Genomic DNA, 19814 nt, shown 5'->3' on the forward strand with positions numbered 1-19814 from the left:
TTTATTTCGTTTTTAAGTATTCATATCCTATTCTGCACCGCAGACAATCCTTGCGATCGCAATATTCCTTTTTCAATTGTATGAGTGCCTGCGAGTCGCCGGCACTCTCCACTTTCAGTCCCACTTCCTGCCACATTCTCACAATGTGATTGTCTTCAGCTTTCAACGCTTCGAGGAAATCGAAGGCGCGGTCGCACAACTTTTCCGATGATTTGTGCTTTCCGTATGCGAAAAGCACGGGAATTACGGTGTTGATGATAAGCAAACGTAGGGAGGTCTTCGACAAACTCTTGTTGCTTTCTTTGCTCTCTGCCCAAAAAGTATAATGGGTTCTCCAATAAGGCGTTACCTGCGTTTGCAGCAGTTCCGAGAGTTTATCGATGTCGGAACATTCCAAGAGTGCCGCCAAACCTGCCTTGCGCTGATAGTAGAGGTTTGCCAATTGCGCGATGCGTATGTGTGGGAAGTTTTGTGGTCGCAGTCGCAAAAACTTCCACTGACTGTTGTCCATCGGTCGCATGGAAAATTTGTGTGCCAAATATCTGTATTCGCTCCGCAATTTCTCGAAATAGCCATCTGCCAATGCCTCTTCCCTATGCCGTTCGGGTATAGAGTCGGGCTCCAATAACCCCGCCTGTCCCATGAAGATGGCTTCCGTCTGAAACAAATCGTCGCGATGATGCGCCACGGCAAGTAACGGAAGGTTTTTTGCCCATTGCTCGAAAGCATCGCCATTAATGCCGAAACCATAGTTGCGAGCCAACGTAACGAAATAGCCTGCCTCCCAGTCTCCACCACAATCGGCAACCCTTCGCAGGATGGCATGGGTGTGTTGTTCCAGTCGCTCCACCTGCAATGCGCTCATCCATGAGTTAATCATCAGTCGGCTCAGGCTTGGAATCACTTTGTAGCAGGGAGGATACTTCTCCATGGTCAGCAATTCCTTATAATGCTCCTTTACCAATGCGGGAACCGGCAGTACCATTTGCGGAGGTGTGTCGCCGTTTTGTTTCCTCACCAATGTGTCAGAAACTTTCACGATGTGAAGAATCACGTTGTTATAGTGAACATCCCTCTCGTGTCCGTGCAGATACCAATCGGAAGCCTTGTCGTGTATTTCCACGTTTCCCACCCATAAAGTCTTCCCTATCTTCACTTTTGCATTGAAGAAGTCGGGACCGGCATCGCGATTGTGCAACCCCGTGTCGATAACCTCAATGGGTTGCCCTTCAATGGTTTTTAGTTCGGCAAGTGGAAACAGCTTATGTTTCCAGCAATAATGAATCAAGTCCTCCATGACAGATGATGATTTTATGATTGGCAAATGTACGAATTTTTGGTCATAAAAACGAAATGTGGCTGTGTGTTTTTTCAAAAGTAACGGGATTCTAATAAAAACTAAATCTTTGCGTTTTATTTTGTTTTGCCACTAAGTTGCAGTAACTTTGCAAATTCATAGTTAGAGGTAAAAGTAAAATAAAGAAAGTATGGCATATTTATTCTCATCGGAATCGGTGTCGGAAGGACATCCCGATAAAGTGGCTGACCAAATTAGCGACGCGTTGTTAGACCAATTCCTTGCTTATGATGAAAATTCCCGTTGCGCGATTGAGACATTCAATACCACCGGCCAAGTAGTTATCATGGGAGAAATTCGATCGAAGGAATACATCGATATCTCTACCATCACCAGAAACACCATTAATGCAATAGGTTATACGAAAGCTGAATATCAATTTGACGGCAACAGTTGTGGCATTCTCTCTGCTATTCATGAGCAAAGCTCTGATATCCGTCGCGGAGTGGATAGGAACGATGCCGAAAATCAAGGAGCAGGTGATCAAGGAATGATGTTTGGCTATGCATGTAACGAGACGGAAAACTACATGCCTGTAACACTTGATTTGGCTCACCTCATCATGCGCACGTTGGCAGATATCAGAAAAGAAGGCAAGGAGATGCTTTATCTTCGTCCGGATGCCAAGAGTCAGGTTACGGTGGAATACAGTGACGACGACATTCCACAGCGCATCGTAGCAATCGTTGTGTCCACGCAACACGATGATTTCGTAAAACCTTCCAACAACTCGGAAGAGGCACAGAGAAAAGCCGATGAAGAAATGTTGGCGAAGATACATCGGGATGTGCTGGATATTCTTATTCCGCGCGTAAAAGCACAGATTAAGTCGGAGAAAGTACTCGCACTCTTCAATGATCAAATTAATTATTATGTCAATCCAACGGGGAAATTCGTTATCGGGGGTCCACACGGCGACACCGGCTTAACAGGACGGAAAATTATCGTGGATACTTATGGTGGAAAAGGTGCGCACGGAGGTGGTGCTTTCTCAGGAAAGGATTCCTCGAAGGTGGATCGCTCTGCAGCTTACGTGGCTCGTTACATCGCAAAGAATATGGTGGCGGCAGGCGTGAGCGATGAAATATTAGTGCAATTGGCTTATGCCATCGGTGTGGCACGCCCCGTTAGTGTGTATGTGAATACTTACGGACGCTCGCATGTGAAATTTAGCGATGGTGAAATAGCACAGAAAATACAGGAAATGTTCGATCTTCGTCCGAAAGCCATTGAGCGACAGTTGAAGCTCCGCCAACCCATTTATTTGGAAACGGCAGCCTATGGGCATATGGGGCGCAAAAACGAAATGAAGAAAAAGACCTTTACCAGTCTTTACCACGAACCTAAGGAAATGGAAGTGGAACTCTTTACATGGGAGAAGCTCGACCGGGTGGAGGAAATAAAGAAAGCTTTTGGATTATAATCTGAGAAATGTCGAATACCGACACCATAGCAACTCAATCGCTGTTAAAGCATTGGACAAAGGGGGGAGGAAAGGAAACACCCCCGGCGACCAATGATTCCCTCTGTGGAACGAAGCAAACGGAAGCCACTCCTTTGGAAACTATCACCGGGAGCAGTTTGTTGCGCCGGAAAGAAAAGAAGACTTTTAAGCTCACGGATGTGGATTTTAGGGAAGAAGGCTATTTCAAGGGAAATCCTTACTTTCGTACCGAGTTCGTTTTCAGACGTAATGGCGTCTTGGGCGACCCTGCTCCCTATAGCGTAAGCAACGATAATATTGTAACGGGAGCTTTACTTCTGTGTTTCGCCTTGGCGATGATAGCGGCTTCGATGTCGAGCCACTTCATCGTTCGCCAAATAAAGAGCCTTTTCCATATGCCTAATCGTCGCTCAATGGTGGCAGAAACAGCCTATGAAGTGCGATTTCAGTTCTTTTTAGTGTTACAGACTGCCCTTCTTTTCAGCATAGCCTATTATCTTTTCACGAGGTCGCAGAGCGACAGAACTTATATTCTTGATTCCCAATTGGCAATAGTTGGAATTTATCTGGCTGTCTTCTTGGGCTATTTTTTATTGAAACACCTGCTTTACTCATTAGTGAATTGGGTATTCTTCGACCGAAAGCGCAACTTGAGGTGGTCGCGTCTTTGTCTTTTCCTGACCTCTGCGGAGGGGGTGCTTATCTTTCCCGTCGTATTACTCCTTATATATTTTCATCTCGCCACACAATATACCATGATTTATGTGGCTTTTGTCATTGTTTTTATCAAGATACTTACCTTTTACCAAGGCTTTGTCATCTTTTTCAAAAGAACAGGGGCAAGTCTGCAAATAATTTTGTACTTTTGTGCACTCGAATTGATGCCGTTGACGGCATTGGTGGGTATCTTGACATTTACAGGCAATTATTTGACCATAAATTATTAAGACGCGATGATAAAAAAGATCTTGATATCACAGCCTAAACCGGGTAGCGAAAAGTCACCTTATTATGACATAGCAAAAGACCTGGAGGTGGAATTTGACTTCCGTCCTTTCTTTAAAGTAGAAGGACTCTCCGCGAAAGAATTTCGTCAGCAGAAGATAAACTTACTTGACTACTCTGCTGTGGTATTCACTTCTCGCCACGCAATTGATAACTATTTTAAGCTCGCGCAGGAAATGCGCGTCACCATTCCGGAAACAATGAAGTATTTCTGCGTCATAGAAACCATAGCACTCTACATTCAGAAATACGTGCAATACAGAAAACGCAAGGTGTTCTTTGGAAATTCGGGCAAGATAGACAGTCTGATTCCTACCATGGTGAAGCATAAAGAGGAAAAATACCTCGTTCCACAAAGCTCCGTACACAACGATGCCATAGCTTCGCTGCTTACAAGCAATAAGTTGAAGCACAAGGAATGTGTGATGTATCGCACGGTAAGCAACGATCTCACGGAAGAGGAGAAGAAAAACTTCGACTACGACATGTTGGTGTTCTTCAGTCCCACAGGCGTGCGTGCATTAAAAAAGAACATGCCCGACTTTGTGCAAGGCGATATTAAAATCGCTGCTTTCGGACCTGCTACCGCCAAAGAGGTGGAAGCACAAGGTTATCGACTCGATTTGGAAGCTCCATCGAAGAAACATCCTTCCATGACGGGTGCGCTCCGTGCCTTCCTTGAGGAAAACAAGTGAGGTGGGACATTTCCCTTCCCCCCCTCACAATAACAAACAATCCACAGATGAAACCAGCTCCCCGTAGATACACTTTGCGAAAGGAAGAGCGGTTGTGCAGCAAGACACACATCGACCAACTCTTCATGGGAGGAAAAAGCCGGTCACTGTCGGCTTTTCCTTTAAGGGCTGTTTATCTGGTGGCGAATGACGAACAAGCCTGCAATAAGGGAAAGGAAAGCGATGCCGTTCCGGTGAAGATTTTAATCAGCGTCCCCAAAAAACATTTCAAGCGTGCCGTGAAGCGCAACCGTGTGAAACGGCAAATTCGCGAGGCATACAGAAAGAATAAATACACGCTGATTGACAAAGTAAACGAAGAAGATGGACGACAGGTAAGACTCGCCCTGATTTGGCTCGACAATGAGTTGCACACCTCAGCGGAAGTGGAGGCAAGCGTTTGCAACCTTCTTCTCCGCATTGGGGAACGCTTATAAAAGCGCAGAGGAGGATAGAAGCATGACTTATAAGCAACTTATTCATGACATATCCTGGGCAATCGCCAAAGTTATGGTGTTACCCATACTTTTTTATCAACGCTTCATCACGCCCTTCACGCCACCTTCCTGTAGGTTTACCCCCACCTGCTCGGAATATGCCCGGCAGGCTTTGCTAAAGCACGGACCCATAAAAGGATTGGCATTGGCGATATGGCGCATCCTTCGTTGTAATCCGTGGGGCGGAAGCGGATACGATCCGGTTCCATAACAAGAAACGTAACACCAAATATATTAATATATAGCCTTTATCGGCTTCAAACTCATTCATAGATGAAAAACTTTGTTGAAGAACTTCGTTGGCGCGGAATGTTGGCTCAGATTATGCCCGGTACGGAAGAGTTCCTGCAAAAGGAAATGGTGTCGGCATATTTGGGAACAGACCCCACAGCCGACTCTCTGCACATAGGCCACCTTTGTGGCATCATGATGTTGCGCCATCTACAGTTGTGTGGTCATAAGCCTTACCTGTTGGTGGGCGGAGCCACGGGAATGATTGGCGACCCATCCGGAAAAAGTCAGGAACGCAACCTGCTCGATGCGGAAACGCTTTACCACAATCAGGAAGCCATAAAGAAACAAGTGAGCAAATTCCTTGATTTCGACGGCGATGCCCCTAATAAAGCGGAAATGGTGAACAACTACGACTGGATGAAGGATTTTTCTTTCCTCGATTTTGCTCGCGAAGTGGGAAAACATATCACCGTCAATTACATGATGGCAAAGGACAGTGTGAAGAAGCGCCTGAACGGAGAAGCACGCGATGGACTTTCCTTTACCGAGTTTACCTATCAGCTCTTGCAGGGCTACGACTTCCTCTATCAATACCAAAAATACGGTGTGAAATTGCAGCTTGGGGGGAACGACCAGTGGGGAAACATGACCACGGGAACGGAGCTCATCCGCAGGACACTGGGACAGGAAGCGGAAGCATTCTGCCTGACTTGCCCGCTCATTACAAAAGCTGATGGAAAGAAGTTTGGAAAGACCGAGAGTGGCAATATCTGGCTCGACCGAAACCGCACGACGCCTTATGTGTTCTATCAGTTTTGGCTGAACGTGAGCGACGATGATGCCGAGAAGTATATCAAAATCTTCACCTCGTTGGACAAACCCACCATCGATGCGCTTACAGAAGAGCACAAGCAAGACCCCGGGCGACGTATCCTTCAGCGGCGTTTGGCTGAGGAGGTAACGCGGATGGTACACTCTCAAGCAGATCTCGACATGGCTATTGCGGCTTCTCAAATCCTCTTTGGCAAGGCGACGAAAGAAAATTTGCTGCAACTCGATGAGCAGACGTTCAACGATGTGTTCAAGGATGTTCCGCATTACGAAATTTCAAAAGACTTACTCGGGCAGCCCGCTTTGGAAGTTTTCAATCAGGAAGGCATGCAAATCTTCCCAAGCAAGAGCGAGATGCGTAAGCTCGTTAAGGGGGGAGGCGTATCGCTGAATAAGGAAAAGCTGATGGCATTCGACCGTCAGATTACCACCGATGACCTGATAGCCGGAAAATATCTTCTCATTCAGAAGGGAAAGAAAAATTATTCGTTGGTGATTGTGAAGTAAAGTCTTCGTGCGCTAACATTCTTTTCCAATGTATTCTTCTTGAACGAAATAACAAAAGTGGATGGCAGACGAGTATTTGCCATTCCCTTTTTTCAATTCGTTTGTGGGAGCAAACCAATCACTTCCGGAATAATTCGAGATGTGATGGCATTCAAATTGGAAAAATCAACCCACTAATAATAAAAATGAGGTAAAAAGTTTGGCTAAACGGTCAAAATTCACTATCTTTGCACCGCAATTGTCCTATGGTGTAATGGTAGCACAACAGGTTTTGGTTCTGTTTGTAGTGGTTCGAATCCGCTTAGGACAACTAATAAAGGTCGCAAGCATTTGGCAACAAGTAGCTTGCGACCTTTTTTGTTCTCCTTTTTCTAATGATTTCCCGGCTCGAAATTTGTTTCTTGGTAGAAGTTTTATGCTCTTTCTGAAGCCGGGAATATGCCTTCGCATTCCAAAAGCTTAGCTATTGAAATTTAAAAGCTTAGCTTTTAGAGAGTAAAAGCTAAGCTTTTGGAGTGCAAAAGGTAAGCTTTTAAAATGCGGTTTTTATCACCCTGAAAATCAACTGGTTACAAAGCAGTACATGATGTCGGATGTGTGGCTTGCTTTTTACGTTTTTTCAAGGGCTAAACGAGAGGTTTTTGGAGTGCTATCAATCTGTTGATGTCCGCCTGCACCTTCGTAGGCAGCACCTCGTTCAGTCCGTGCGAGCTGAGTTCGACAAGGGTGTCTGCCAACCGAAGTGCCAATTCGAGGTCGTGGGTGGATAGAAAAATCACCTTGTCGGTATGATTTGCCAACCGTCTGAGCAGTTTCAGCATTTCCACCTTCGACCGAAAGTCGAGAAAGGCAGTAGGTTCATCGAGCAAAATGATGGGAGTTTGCTGAGCGAGAGCCTTTGCTATCATCACTTTCTGTCGTTCTCCATCAGAGAGTGTCTGTATCATCCTGTCTTTTAGTTTCAGGATGCCTGCCATTTCCATTGCCTGTATTACCACCGTTTGGTCTTGATGATTGAGTTTTCCCCAAAAGCCGGTGTAGGGAGTGCGCCCCATTCCCACCATTTCCGTTACGCTGAGGTTTCTCACCTCCGGCTTTTGCGTGAGCACAATGCTGATGAGCTTTGAGCGTTCGCGCTGCGAGAGTGCGTCAATGTCGCTGCCATCAAGGAGCAGTCTGCCACCAAGTTTGGGCAGTAAACCCGTCAGCGTCTTCAGGAGGGTGGATTTCCCTATTCCGTTTGAACCAATCAGGCAGGTCAGTTCTCCGCTTCTTATTTCCACATTGATGCCCGAGACCACCGGCGGATAGCCCTTATAGCCTACGGAGAGTTGCTCGAGTGTTATTTTCATTGTGGCTTGTCTGAAAGGATTGAGAGCGGTTTGCGAAGACCGAGGTTAGATTTTGATGCCCTCTCGTATGGCATCGTAGAACTGTTCGAGGATTGCCAGCATATCGTTCGGAAGGTAGCTGAAGGCTTTTTCTATCATCCATCCGGGCACTTCGTAATAAGCTTCCGCCATAGAGCCGGCAATGCAAGCCTTCGTATCTGTGTCGCCTTTGCAGAGAACAGCCAATCGAATGGTTTCCTCGAAGTCGTTGGCATCCATGAAACACCGCAGTGCCATCGGAACAGTTTCCTGACAAGTGCCGTCGAAATGCCCCTGTGCCCCGATTTTCAGGATGTCTTTCATCGGAGGCAGTTCGTATCCGTAAAATTTGTTTACTTTTCGCTCAATGTCCGGCTTGGTGTAGCGCATGTTTTTCAGCCAGCATATCACTTCGGCAACACATTGCGCGCCCTTTATTCCTTCCGGATGATTGTGGCTCACCTCCGCGCTTTTCTTGGCTTCGGCGATGACTTCCTCCCAATCCGGGAAGAGCCACCCTATCGGACTGACACGCATGGCTGAGCCGTTTCCATATGAATTCATGGGCTGTGGGTCGTCGGAATTAATCCATTGATGAAACATATTGCCGTAAGCCCCCATGGGGTTGGGATAACGCCGGCACCAATCAAGCAGCGACTCCTTGTAATCGCGATTGTTTAGCACGGCATCAGCAACGGCAACGGTGCAGATGGTGTCGTCGGTGTAGGAACACTCGTTGGTGAACAGTGTGAAATCTTTTTGTGGTTGGCCTCCGAACTCAAAACGCGAGCCCACGATATCGCCAATGATAGCTCCAAGCATATTGATAAGTTAGTAAGGTTATTATTATCGGATTGTGAAAGTTGGTCTTGATGTTGTACCCCCGATGAGAATCGAACTCATATTTCAGCTTTAGGAGAGCCGTGTTCTATCCATTGAACTACAAGGGCATGACGCGATTTGCGACAACCGGTTGTCGTTCCAAAAGAGAAAGGTTGGAAAACCGGCGGATTGCATTTGCAAAGATAAGGAAAAATTATGGTATAATGGGAGTTCTGTCATTTTTTTTATTCCATGGTTAAACTTTTTGCGATGGGAAAAGTCTTAGGTGAAGTAAAGAACAAGAACATTTGGGAAAACATGAACAGAATCGTTACTGTCGCGCTGTTCCTCTTGATAAATATCACAACGATGTTCGCACAAGGGTCGGTAAAAGGAAGAGTGTTGGACAAACGCTCGAATACCGGACTTGAGTTTATCAATGTTGCCATAAGGAAAGAGGGGAGCGATAAGATTTTCAAGGGTGCCATTACCGATATGGAAGGAAATTTCCACGTGGGTGGATTGCCAAACGGGAAGTACTCTCTGACAGCCAGCTTCATGGGATATAAAGATATGACAAAACATTTCACGGTGTCGGAACAGAAGCTGAAACACAACTTCATGGCAATTTACATGGCGGAAGACACAAAGACGCTGGACGAAGTCGTGGTAACCGGACAACGAGCGGAAATGAAATTGGAAGTGGACAGAAAGACATTTAACGTGGACCAACAGATTGCCAATGCCGGTGGGGCAGCTTCCGACGTGCTGGAGAATATCCCCGGCGTGGAGGTGGACAACGATGGGAACGTTTCGCTGCGCGGCAATACCAGCGTAGAGGTATGGATCAATGGCAAGGCTTCCGGAATGACGAGCGATAACCGGGCGGAAATTCTGCAACAACTTCCGGCGGAAAGCATCGAACGCATAGAGATTATCGACAATCCGTCGGCGAAATTCTCTGCGGAAGGTTCGGCAGGCATCATCAACATCATACTGAAGAAGGAACGCAAGGCAGGCTATTATGGAAGTTTACAAGCAGGAGTAGATACGCGAGGAGGAGCCAATACATCGTTCAACATCAATTATAACAGTCCACTCATCGATTCGTATTTCAACATCGGGTATCGCCATCGCAACAATAAAGGCGGCGCCAAGAGCGAGCAAGTTTACAAACGGAACAATACCTACCAAAACTATATGTCGGAAAACAGCGGCAGGGGAAACAACCTCTTCACTCGCGCGGGACTGACTCTTCACGCTACACGAAAGGATGACTTCACGCTGGGCGCAATGTTTATGCTCGGCGGACGCAATCAAAACAGCTTCACGCCTTATCATTACGGAACTCTGGGCAATTCGTTCGACTTCAAAACCATGCATAGAGCAACTTCCGGAAATGGAAATACGCGAATGATGCACGGTGAATTCGGCTATCGCCACAATTTCAATCAACGACATTTCATCGATTTCAACGTGGAATACAACAGATGGAAGTCGGATAATGACCGCGTTTATCAAGACTCCACAACGTTTTTCGATACCAACGGAGAGCCTTTGACACTGACGAATCCTCACGCTTCCTACCAGTTCCGACCCATGCACTTCAACAATCACTCGTGGGAACTAAAACTGGACTACGAAAACCAAATAACAAAGGCGTTCAGACTTCAGGCCGGGTATCAGGGAAGATTCAGCAATGAGAACACACCACAGGAGAGCTATTTGGACGAGACCGACTGGTATGGAAACCATCTTGTAGAAGATAAGGCGTATTTCAACCGCTTCATCTATAAAAATGACATTCACGCACTCTACGCAACAGGAGCTTACAACTTCGGAAAGTTCGGACTGATGGCGGGATTGAGAGCGGAATATTGGAAGGTGAATACCGAAAGCTACTCATGGGAACAAGAACACGACGCCCAATTGCGCAATAAGCCTTTCAAGAAAGATTACTTTCAGCTCTTCCCCAGCGTTTTCATGAGCTATCAAATTACGCCCAATGACCAGCTTCAACTGAATTACACGCGCCGTTTGCGCAGACCTTGGGGCGGACAACTCAACTCGTTTCGCAACACAAGTGATGCCACAATCATATCGTTCGGTAATCCGGAGCTGACACCGGAATACAGCAATTCTTTCTCGCTGAACTATCTTCACACGTGGACGCAGCACTCATTGCTCGTATCGGCATACTATCGCCCCACCTACGACATTATTCAGCGCATCAATTACAGAAGTTCCACAGATGGACTCATGTACAACACGAGCTTCAACGTGGCGAAAAGCACATCCACCGGTTTGGAACTCACGGCAAAGAACAAACTCTTCCGCATTCTCGACCTGACATCATCGGCCAATTTCTATTATTACAAACTCAATGGCTTTCATTTCGACATCGACGGACAGGAAATTACGGGAGAAAGCAAAAGCAATTTCACGTGGAACGCTCGGATGCAGGCAAGCGTTATGCTACCTTACGATGTCTCCGTGCAGCTGACCGGAAGATACAGAAGCAGGCAAACCATTTCACAAGGTTACAGAAAAGGAAATGGGAGTGTGGATTTGGGAGTGAGAAAGAGCTTCTTCAACAGGAATCTTGTTCTGTCGATGAACTGCAGAGACTTGTTCGACACGCGAAAGTGGCGAACTTACACCAACAGCGACTCGTTTTCACGGTATCAGGAGCAATGGCGTTCGGGGAGAACTTTCCGCTTTACGCTCACTTGGAACTTCGGTAACATGAAGAAACGAAAGAACCAAAGACGAGAAAACAACGAACAAGACGAGAATTTCGGAAATCCTTATGATTCTCCGGATATGGGTGGACAATAGGTTTTTCATGGGCTTTTTTTCATACAAAGGCGGTGCAAACCTCGAAAGTTTGCCCGTTTTTTTTGTTCGTATCATAACTTTTTGTGCAAAGAATGTGTACCTTTGCAGTCGCTTTTTCCCCAATTTCGGGTTTCCGGTATTCATCTCACGAGGTGCTTTCGTGGCTGACCGAAAAAGAATCTTTTACTGATTTCAAACGAATAGGATATGATAAAATCACACACCAAAGGTTATATTGCAGGTATTCTCGCCGCCATCTTCTACGGTACCAACCCACTGGGAGCGTTGCCCCTTTACGAACGCGGCATCACCTCAGGCAACGTGCTGTTTTATCGCTATGGGCTAACTGTGCTGATGTTGGCAGCATGGCTCTTGCTGCGCAAGGAAACGTTTGGTGTAAAATGGGGACATGCCATAAAATTCGCTATCCTTGGCTCCTTCTTCGGTTTTTCTTCCATCATGCTATTTGCCAGTTTCCACTTCATGAATGCAGGCGTGGCATCCACTATTCTCTTCTCTTATCCCATTATTACAGCCATTCTGATGGTGGTGTTTTACCACGAGCGTCTCAGTTGGCGAACAACGCTGTCCATTCTGCTTGCCGTTTTGGGCATCGGACTGCTATATCGGGGTGATGGCGGTGAGACTTTGAGTCCAACGGGCATATTGTTGGTATTGGGGTCATCGTTCCTTTACGCGCTTTATATCGTCTATGTCAATCAGTTTAAGACCGATATGTCGCCTGTTAAGTTCACTTTTTGGATCATATTCTTTGGATGGCTTACCATCATTGGTTACATGCTGTTCATCGGCGACCGACTACAAATGCTGTGCGATGCTTTATCATGGCTCTGCACACTTCAGCTGGCACTGTTGGCCACTCTGCTTTCGCTCTACTATATCAATATTGCCATTCAGCATATTGGCAGCACTCAGGCTTCCATTTTAGGAGCTTTGGAACCCGTTACGGCAGTTGTCATCAGCACATTTGTGTTTGGTGAAATTTTTACGTTCAGACTTGCCATTGGAATCGTGCTCATCTTGTCGGCGGTAATCTTGATTATACTAAAGAAATAGCACGGGTCTCACACTTCTTTTCATGTTGTATTGAGGTTTTTCCCATTCATACCGAGAGTTTTTCGGAATGGTTTTAATCTCCATCTTTACCCACACCATCAATAAGCCCCATGAGGTTGCGACACCTCATGGGGCTTGTTTGCAGGTTTATCCTCAGACAAAATATGGTCGGAGGATTGTTCTTGTGGCGCAAGAGGCAGGCTTATCCTACCTGACTGCCGGGTTTTACATTATCCAAAGTGGTGGTAACGCTCAGCGAACCATCGAAATTGACGGCGGAGAGTATCATTCCCTGACTCTCGATACCCATCATTTTGCGTGGAGCGAAGTTGGCAATGAAGAGCACATCCTTACCCACGAGCTGTTCAGGCTCATAAAAGGCGGCTATTCCGCTAAGGATGGTGCGTTCCGTACCCGAGCCGTCATCAATGATGAACTTCAGGAGTTTCTTGCTTTTCTTCACCTTCTCGCAACTAACGATGTGCCCCACGCGAATATCGAGCTTTTCGAAATCATCGAAAGGTATTTCTTTCTTCACGGGCTGTGCCTTGTAATTGGCTGCCTCGTTTGCCTTTTTCGTGTCGGCGAGCCTTTGCAACTGGGCGTTTATCGCCTCATCTTCTATCTTCTCAAAGAGCAATTGTGGTTCGTTCAGTTGGTGTCCGGCAGGTAGCAAGTCGGTGGAGCCCAACGCACTCCATTCATATTCCGTCATGTTTATCAACTCGCGCAGTCGCTTACTGCTGAAAGGCAAGAACGGTTCAAATGCAATGCTGAGATTGGCAACGAGCTGAAGCGAGATGTTGAGTATGGTTTCTACGCGTTTCGGGTCGGTCTTCCAAATTTTCCATGGCTCACATTCTGCGATATACTTGTTGCCTATGCGTGCCAAGTTCATGGCTTCCTTCTGTGCCTCGCGGAATTTGAACACATTAAGGTAGCTCTCCACCTTTTCTTTTACGTCCTTAAATTCCTGTATTGCCTGCCGATCGGCTTCTTGCAATTCACCGCAAGCCGGCACGATGCCGTCCCAATATTTCTTGGTGAGCTGCAAAGCGCGGTTGACGAAGTTGCCATAAACTGCTACCAACTCGTTGTTGTTGCGCTCCTGAAAGTCTTTCCAAGTGAAATTGTTGTCCTTTGTTTCGGGAGCGTTGGCAGTTAGCACATAGCGCAGTACATCCTGTTTGCCGGGAAAGTCGGCTAAATATTCGTGAAGCCATACCGCCCAGTTTCTGCTGGTGGATATCTTGTCGTTTTCAAGATTGAGAAACTCGTTCGATGGTACGTTGTCCGGAAGAATGTAGTCGCCGTGGGCTTTCAGCATGCTTGGGAAGATAAGACAATGAAAGACGATATTATCTTTTCCTATGAAGTGTACCAATCTTGTTTCCGGGTCTTGCCACCACTTTTGCCAAGCTCCGAAGCGTTCCGGCTCACGGTCGCAGAGTTCTTTGGTGTTCGATATGTAACCGATGGGCGCATCGAACCATACGTAGAGCACCTTCCCCTCGGCTCCTTCCACAGGAACGGGAATGCCCCAATTCAGGTCGCGGGTCATGGCGCGTGGCTGAAGGTCCATGTCCAACCAACTCTTGCACTGCCCATACACGTTCGGACGCCATTCCTTGTGTCCGTCGAGAATCCACTGTTTCAACCATTCTTGATAATTGTCCAACGGTAAATACCAGTTCTTGGTTTTCCTGATGACGGGCTTCGAGCCGGAGATGGTGGAATGAGGGTTGATGAGTTCCATTGGACTAAGGGCACTTCCGCACTTCTCACACTGGTCGCCGTAGGCGTTTTCGTTGTGGCAATGGGGACACTCGCCCACCACATAGCGGTCGGCAAGGAACTGTCCTGCCTCTTCGTCGTAGAGTTGTTCACTTTCTTTCTCTATCAGTTTGCCATCGTCATAGAGCTTGCGGAAGAAGTCGGACGCTAACTTGTGATGAATGTCTGAAGTGGTGCGGCTGTAGATATCGAACGAGATACCAAACTCTTCAAACGAATCTTTTATCATCTTATGGTAGCGGTCGCAAACATCTTTCGGAGTTATGCCTTCTTTCTTGGCACGCAAGGTAATGGGTACTCCATGCTCGTCGCTGCCACCGATAAAAATCACTTCTTCTTTCTTCAATCGAAGATAACGCGCGTAAATATCTGCCGGAACATAAACTCCAGCAAGATGTCCTATGTGAACACCACCATTGGCATAGGGCAGAGCCGCCGTTACGGTGGTGCGCTTAAACTTCTTTTCTTCCATGTAACGTTTGATTTTTATTATCCGAGTGCAAAGTTACAGCAATTCGGGGGAAACTCAAAGGAAAACAGCGTTTTAATAAAGTCGGCAAGCCTCAACAATGTAAAAAAGATGTGTTCGGGAGGAATGAGATAAAGATGTTGTCAATCAGATTTATAACCATTCACTATGACAAATTTGTTATGCCAAACAAATAAATCGTCTTTTCGGAATGTTTATTCGTATTGCCTCGCTCCGGAACAACCTTAATTATGAGAGAAGCGAACTTCTCACATTTTTTAAAAGCTTAGCTATGGGATTTCAAAAGCTTAGCTTTCGCACTGCAAAAGCTTAGCTTTTACATCGCAAAAGCTAAGCTTTTAAAACACGAAATATAACGTTCTCTTTTTCAGCACTTTACAGAGGCAAAAAATCCTGTTTGAATTGCCTTTTGGAACTGCTTTGTTTTACTGCACGCGCACCGTCTTCGCGCCTGCATAGCAAGCAATGGTGCGCGATCCTTTCACATAGATATCCTCGTTTCCGGGCATATCAAGCACGTAACCGGCAGCTTTCACCTGCGCCACGAGGTTGTCGTAAACTCTTTGGTTGAACACACCGATGATCATCGCGCCGTCCTTGAATGCCATATAGCTTGATATGCCTTTGCGCAAAGGCTTAGGATAGTCTTCGTATAATGTTCCGGTGAGAATCTTTGCCAAGCGGCAATTCTTGTAATACATCTTGGAGAACTTGTCGAGCCTATAGATTTCGTAGCCCGTCTTGAGCTTGTAACCATACTTCTTCGCTATTGCCGTTGTCTTTTCGGGGTGCTCAAAGATTTCTTCCGCTTCAGCAATGCTTATCACTTCTGGTTCTGCCTCCACTTTTTGCTCTGTCGGTTGCGTTGGCGAGGTATCGGCTGTTGCCGGAAGGGAAGTTTTTCGTATTGTTTCACAACTGCTTGATACTAACAAAGCTGTGACGAAAACGATGGCAATACATAATTTATTCTTCATCTCTTCTTGGTTTATTATTTCATTTTGAACGCAAATTTACATAAAAAACGCGATATATAAGCCAACGAGAATAAAAAACGGGAAATAAATTCCCGAATCTCCTTTCCTTTTGACGATAAAAAGTGCCAAGATCAGCATAAATTCTTTGTACGAAATGCGTGATTTGATGCTCAAATATCACGTACAGGAGGTTGGAATGGAAAGCACGAGTATGTTTCAAGGAGCTGGTTTGCGATAGCTTTGTCCCACCGGAGCGCATACAGCAGTTGTGGCAGTACGACCGACGCATCTGCGACCTTGATGACGAGAATGTGCATAAGCCGGGCAAACTAACCAACGACATGGGCAGCCATGAAATCCGATGTGAGCAGTAAGCTCGAAGAGGAAAGCTTCATTATGGTTTATGCAGATTCGGAAAGGAGTCTGTATGAATTTGATATGTGAGATTATCCCGAAAAACGGCTGTTTCAGTTATTTTGGCAGAAACTTATTTCAGGCTTTATAGAGGAACAACGCAGCTACACATTGAAAGACAATGCTTTTCATGTGGTTGGCAATTAGGATGAGAACACCACGTTGTAAATAAGGTTCGGTACTAAAATTTCCATCTCACTTGCATTTCCACATCCGTCATTGAAGAGGCGTTGATCCGTTGCAGACCGGAAGAGATGTGGCGGCGGTCGCGGTAACGCGTGGTTCCAGCCTTTAGAATGAACATCCAACGTCCCGGATTGGCTCGCGCGAACAGCGTGGCGCGAACGCCTTTGCCATAGAATGTCGGAAAATTGAAAGAATATAATGTGCCACGCTCATAGAGATAGATTCTCGAAGCGAAGTCATCGGTATGAAAATAACCGGTAGTGGCAATTAGTTGCAGCCATTTCAAGGGCTGATAAGCAAGTTGTTCGCTCACCATATATCCCGAGCTTTTTGTTTTATAATCGCTGAACGTGAAGTCCAATCGTGTCTTGCATGTCCATTTCGGTTGCTCATAAGCAAGCGACAGACTGCCGCGCTGCGTGGTTTCCCTAACAAGTTGAGTCTTTTTGGCATTGTTTTTCGTTCTGATTTTCAGCCGATAGCGAGCCGCTACGAATATTTTTCCGTGTGAATATGTCGCCGACACCAGATTGTCCCATGCGTCGCTTGCTGCCGATGCTCCGTAACGCGGTTTTGCGAAGTAGGCATAATCAGTATAGGCGGTCAGCGTGAAATGTCTGGTGGGAAGCCAATTTGCCCCCAGCAGCAGTCCGTTCTCGTTTCTGATGACGCCTCCCTCGCTGAAACTTTCCGCGAAGATTGCGTTGTATTTGTAGCCATAGAATCGCTGAACAGTGGTGAGCGTTAGTTTGTTCGATGCTTGAAACGACACCGTGTTGAGTGTGGCGATGCTGCCACAACCGCCTGTTGCCGTCTCGCCGTTGATGTTCCACACGTGATTGATGTATCCATAGTTTACGCTCACGTTCCAAAAGTCATATCCCACAGGATAAAAAAGTCTGTAAACCTGTCGCTTATCCGGTTCGAGTGGTCGGTCGAAGTGCGCGAAAAGTCCGGTAATGCCGGCATGAAATCCGTTGTTCCGCCATTGCAGGTTTCCTCCTGCTGACGTTTGCGTGGCGTTGTGTTTCCTCTCCATTTCCTTTTCCGTTCGATGATAGCCCGACTGCAATATGGTTTGTATGCCCCCATGCCGGTTGAGCGTGGCATCAATCCGGCGATACGACACGAATGCCGATGCGTCCGTGTGCTTTGTCAGTGCCATTGTTGTCGCTGCTCCTTGCAGATAGTTGGCTTGGGAACGTGAGGAATGAGGGCGAATGATATTATTTGTGCGTCCCATGGTGGTGAGAAGGGCAAGTTTTCCGAACCCGAAGTCATTGTTCGCCACCAATCCCATTCCCCAATGCAGTTTGTAGCGTCCCACAACGATTGTCTTCATGCGCCCCCACTTTCTTGCTATCGCGTAAAAGCTGTAGTGGTCGTATCCCCATTGATTCTTTCCGGCAAAGAATGGCTCGCCGGCATCCTGCGCTCCCACGAGTCCTACTTGCAAATACTCTCCATAACCGAATTTATAGCGAAACGAATGTGAATATTTGTACCCCATATAGCCGTTGCGGTCGCCCTCGCGTTCATAGAATGGAACCTTTGCCGTCAGCATCAGACTGCTCCTGCCGCGTTTCAATATGTTTTTCATTGTGGGAAACCTTTTTGTTTCCTCTTCGGATAAAACGATGAAGTTTGTCAGCAACAGCCTTCTTGTCGCGTCCAGCGATTCTATCATCATGAGTTCGGCAGTCGATCTCATGCCGTGGTATTGATACACGTAAGCCAAAATATCTTCTATCTGTTGGTCGGTAAGAAAAGGAATGCGCTCCAAGTCTTCCCTTGTTGCCGTGTTAAGGTCGATGGGGTGTTGTTCCAATTCGAGAAGCACCTCAAAAGCGTCTTCCCGGGGCGAGCTGTTCTCGTCCTCCATCTGTTGTAAGTCGTGGAAATATCTTTCCCATGTGTGTTGTGTTTGGGCGTGGAGCAACGATGCCATTGCGAAAAACAGCCCCGAGATGATAAGACGTTTCATGGCGATAAGAGATGTGAAAATCACATACAAATGTAAAATATCTTTTCTGCAACCGCAAATAAATCGCAAAATAATATAAAATATAGGGTCGTAATCGGAAATAATCGTTACATTTGCCCATAGTTATGCGTTCGGAAAGAATATTTTTAACCTTCGTTCTTTGTGTCGTAGCCCTTTTGGCAACGGCACAAGACCACATCAACCCCGAAGATCGCCCGGTGAACATGAATGAGCCTACGTTCGTCCCCATGGTTCATATCGGCAAAGCGAAGGTGGGAGCTGACAGCATTCAGTATGTCCGCACAAACAACATCTACATCTTCCCACCCATGCAGTTCTCGAGCGAGAAGCAAAAAAGAGCCTACAATCGCCTTGTTGCCAATATAAAAAAGGTGTTGCCGTTGGCAAAAGAATGCAAACAAGTAATATTGGAAACCGGTTCCTACCTGCAAACCATTCCCACGAAGAAAGGACGCGAGGAGCACATGAAGCTCGTGGAGCGCAGCATCAAGGAGCAATACACGCCACGCGTGAAGAAACTCACCTATTCGCAGGGGAAGCTGCTCATAAAACTTGTCGATCGCGAAACTTCTTCTACCGGTTACGAGCTTATACAGGCATTCCTCGGACCGGTGAGAGCCGGTTTTTATCAGGCTTTCGCGTGGATGTTCGGAGCCAGTTTGAAGAAACGATACGATCCAAAAGGTGCCGACCGTCTTGTCGAACGCATAGTCTTGCAAGTGGAAGCAGGTCAGCTGTAAACTTCTATGGAGCGAGGTAGGTTAAATACATATCTCCCTGCACATTCCGTAATCGCCCAATGGTTGGCAACCGGCACTCCTCTTGTTTGCAACGTTTGCCCTCTGTAGGGACAATCACGAATTGTAACTTTATGTGAATTTGCACGTTCTTTTCCATCCACAGAAGGTGGAAAAAATCTCTATGGTCAGCCATCAATTTGCAATAGCTTAGCTTTTGGTTTTCAAAAGGTAAGCTTTTACAACGCAAAAGGTAAGCTTTTGGCGTGCAAAAGGTAACCTTTTAAAAACGAGTTTGTAAATGGTTGAATATCAATTATTACTGTCCGCTAAACATAGAAATCCTCATTCCAACTCATTGAGACACAATAGTTCGGATGACAGCATGTTAGTGACAAGCCCCCTTATTCATTTTCTGTTACCTCGGGTGGCGATTCAGCCGCTGCTTCAAGCATGAGTTTCATGTCGGCATCCGGCATGTTGAAGAAATTATTC

Annotated in this window: 17 protein-coding genes and 2 tRNA genes; 11 read left to right on the forward strand and 8 right to left on the reverse strand. The window is 46.4% G+C overall.

From position 1 onward, the window contains the following. Nucleotide 1 precedes the first annotated feature (1 nt). Nucleotides 2-1297, reverse strand: a complete 1296-nt coding sequence (locus ETF27_RS07070) for a DUF2851 family protein (RefSeq protein ID WP_130830528.1) — start codon at nt 1295-1297, stop codon at nt 2-4. 190 nt (nt 1298-1487) lie between these two features. Here ETF27_RS07070 and metK point away from each other — a divergent pair, with 190 nt between their 5' ends. The 7 genes from metK (at nt 1488) to ETF27_RS07105 (ending at nt 6919) form a co-directional block, all read left to right on the forward strand. Then, nucleotides 1488-2780 (forward strand): methionine adenosyltransferase, encoded by a 1293-nt coding sequence (gene metK, locus ETF27_RS07075; RefSeq protein ID WP_130830529.1) that lies wholly within the window; start codon nt 1488-1490, stop codon nt 2778-2780. A gap of 8 nt (nt 2781-2788) precedes the next feature. Then, nucleotides 2789-3748, forward strand: a complete 960-nt coding sequence (locus tag ETF27_RS07080; RefSeq protein WP_130830530.1) for a DUF4271 domain-containing protein — start codon at nt 2789-2791, stop codon at nt 3746-3748. Between the two features lie 6 nt (nt 3749-3754). After that, nucleotides 3755-4501 carry a uroporphyrinogen-III synthase gene (locus ETF27_RS07085; protein WP_130830531.1) on the forward strand — a complete coding sequence of 249 codons (747 nt, stop codon included), beginning with the start codon at nt 3755-3757 and terminating at the stop codon, nt 4499-4501. 47 nt (nt 4502-4548) lie between these two features. Then, nucleotides 4549-4977 (forward strand): ribonuclease P protein component, encoded by a 429-nt coding sequence (rnpA, locus tag ETF27_RS07090; RefSeq protein ID WP_130830532.1) that lies wholly within the window; start codon nt 4549-4551, stop codon nt 4975-4977. A 22-nt stretch (nt 4978-4999) separates the two neighbouring features. After that, nucleotides 5000-5248, forward strand: coding sequence for a membrane protein insertion efficiency factor YidD (gene yidD / locus ETF27_RS07095; protein ID WP_130830533.1), 249 nt, complete (start codon nt 5000-5002; stop codon nt 5246-5248). A 62-nt stretch (nt 5249-5310) separates the two neighbouring features. Next, a complete protein-coding gene (gene tyrS, locus ETF27_RS07100; RefSeq protein WP_130830534.1) occupies nt 5311-6609 on the forward strand; it encodes a tyrosine--tRNA ligase in 1299 nt (432 codons plus the stop codon). A gap of 239 nt (nt 6610-6848) precedes the next feature. Next, nucleotides 6849-6919 (forward strand) — tRNA-Gln (locus ETF27_RS07105). A 316-nt stretch (nt 6920-7235) separates the two neighbouring features. Here the strand turns inward: ETF27_RS07105 and ETF27_RS07110 are convergent. From ETF27_RS07110 to ETF27_RS07120, 3 genes are all read right to left on the reverse strand, one after another. Continuing rightward, nucleotides 7236-7961: an ABC transporter ATP-binding protein gene (locus tag ETF27_RS07110; protein WP_130830535.1), complete on the reverse strand. Its 726-nt coding sequence runs from the start codon at nt 7959-7961 to the stop codon at nt 7236-7238. A gap of 45 nt (nt 7962-8006) precedes the next feature. After that, the gene (locus ETF27_RS07115; protein WP_130830536.1) at nt 8007-8801 is read right to left on the reverse strand and encodes an ADP-ribosylglycohydrolase family protein; all 795 of its coding nucleotides are present in this window, start codon (nt 8799-8801) and stop codon (nt 8007-8009) included. 56 nt (nt 8802-8857) lie between these two features. After that, nucleotides 8858-8929 (reverse strand) — tRNA-Arg (locus tag ETF27_RS07120). 142 nt (nt 8930-9071) lie between these two features. Here ETF27_RS07120 and ETF27_RS07125 point away from each other — a divergent pair. Together ETF27_RS07125 and ETF27_RS07130 are read left to right on the forward strand one after the other, a co-directional pair. Next, complete coding sequence (locus ETF27_RS07125) at nt 9072-11639, forward strand: TonB-dependent receptor domain-containing protein (protein WP_309253714.1); 2568 nt, start codon at nt 9072-9074, stop codon at nt 11637-11639. A gap of 207 nt (nt 11640-11846) precedes the next feature. Continuing rightward, a complete protein-coding gene (locus ETF27_RS07130; protein WP_130830537.1) occupies nt 11847-12716 on the forward strand; it encodes a DMT family transporter in 870 nt (289 codons plus the stop codon). A 202-nt stretch (nt 12717-12918) separates the two neighbouring features. Here ETF27_RS07130 and metG read toward each other — a convergent pair whose 3' ends face one another. Together metG and ETF27_RS07140 are read right to left on the reverse strand one after the other, a co-directional pair. Beyond that, the gene (gene metG, locus ETF27_RS07135) at nt 12919-14982 is read right to left on the reverse strand and encodes a methionine--tRNA ligase (protein WP_130830538.1); all 2064 of its coding nucleotides are present in this window, start codon (nt 14980-14982) and stop codon (nt 12919-12921) included. A 443-nt stretch (nt 14983-15425) separates the two neighbouring features. Further along, entirely contained in the window at nt 15426-15977 is a 552-nt protein-coding gene (locus tag ETF27_RS07140) for a hypothetical protein (protein ID WP_147785631.1), read from the reverse strand. Nucleotides 15978-16168: 191 nt separating this feature from the next. On the opposite strand from ETF27_RS07140, the gene ETF27_RS07145 reads away from it, so the two are divergent. Beyond that, nucleotides 16169-16351, forward strand: coding sequence for a hypothetical protein (locus tag ETF27_RS07145; protein WP_240048146.1), 183 nt, complete (start codon nt 16169-16171; stop codon nt 16349-16351). A gap of 221 nt (nt 16352-16572) precedes the next feature. Here the strand turns inward: ETF27_RS07145 and ETF27_RS07150 are convergent, their stop codons facing one another. After that, nucleotides 16573-18561, reverse strand: coding sequence for a helix-hairpin-helix domain-containing protein (locus ETF27_RS07150; protein ID WP_147785632.1), 1989 nt, complete (start codon nt 18559-18561; stop codon nt 16573-16575). 125 nt (nt 18562-18686) lie between these two features. Between ETF27_RS07150 and ETF27_RS07155 the strand changes: the two genes are divergently transcribed. Next, the gene (locus tag ETF27_RS07155) at nt 18687-19322 is read left to right on the forward strand and encodes a DUF4294 domain-containing protein (RefSeq protein WP_130830541.1); all 636 of its coding nucleotides are present in this window, start codon (nt 18687-18689) and stop codon (nt 19320-19322) included. 4 nt (nt 19323-19326) lie between these two features. Here ETF27_RS07155 and ETF27_RS07160 read toward each other — a convergent pair whose 3' ends face one another. Continuing rightward, nucleotides 19327-19515 (reverse strand): hypothetical protein, encoded by a 189-nt coding sequence (locus tag ETF27_RS07160; protein WP_147785633.1) that lies wholly within the window; start codon nt 19513-19515, stop codon nt 19327-19329. Between the last annotated feature and the right edge of the window lie 299 nt (nt 19516-19814).

Source organism: Prevotella brunnea (assembly GCF_008016795.1).
GTDB classification, from domain to species: Bacteria; Bacteroidota; Bacteroidia; order Bacteroidales; family Bacteroidaceae; genus Prevotella; species Prevotella brunnea.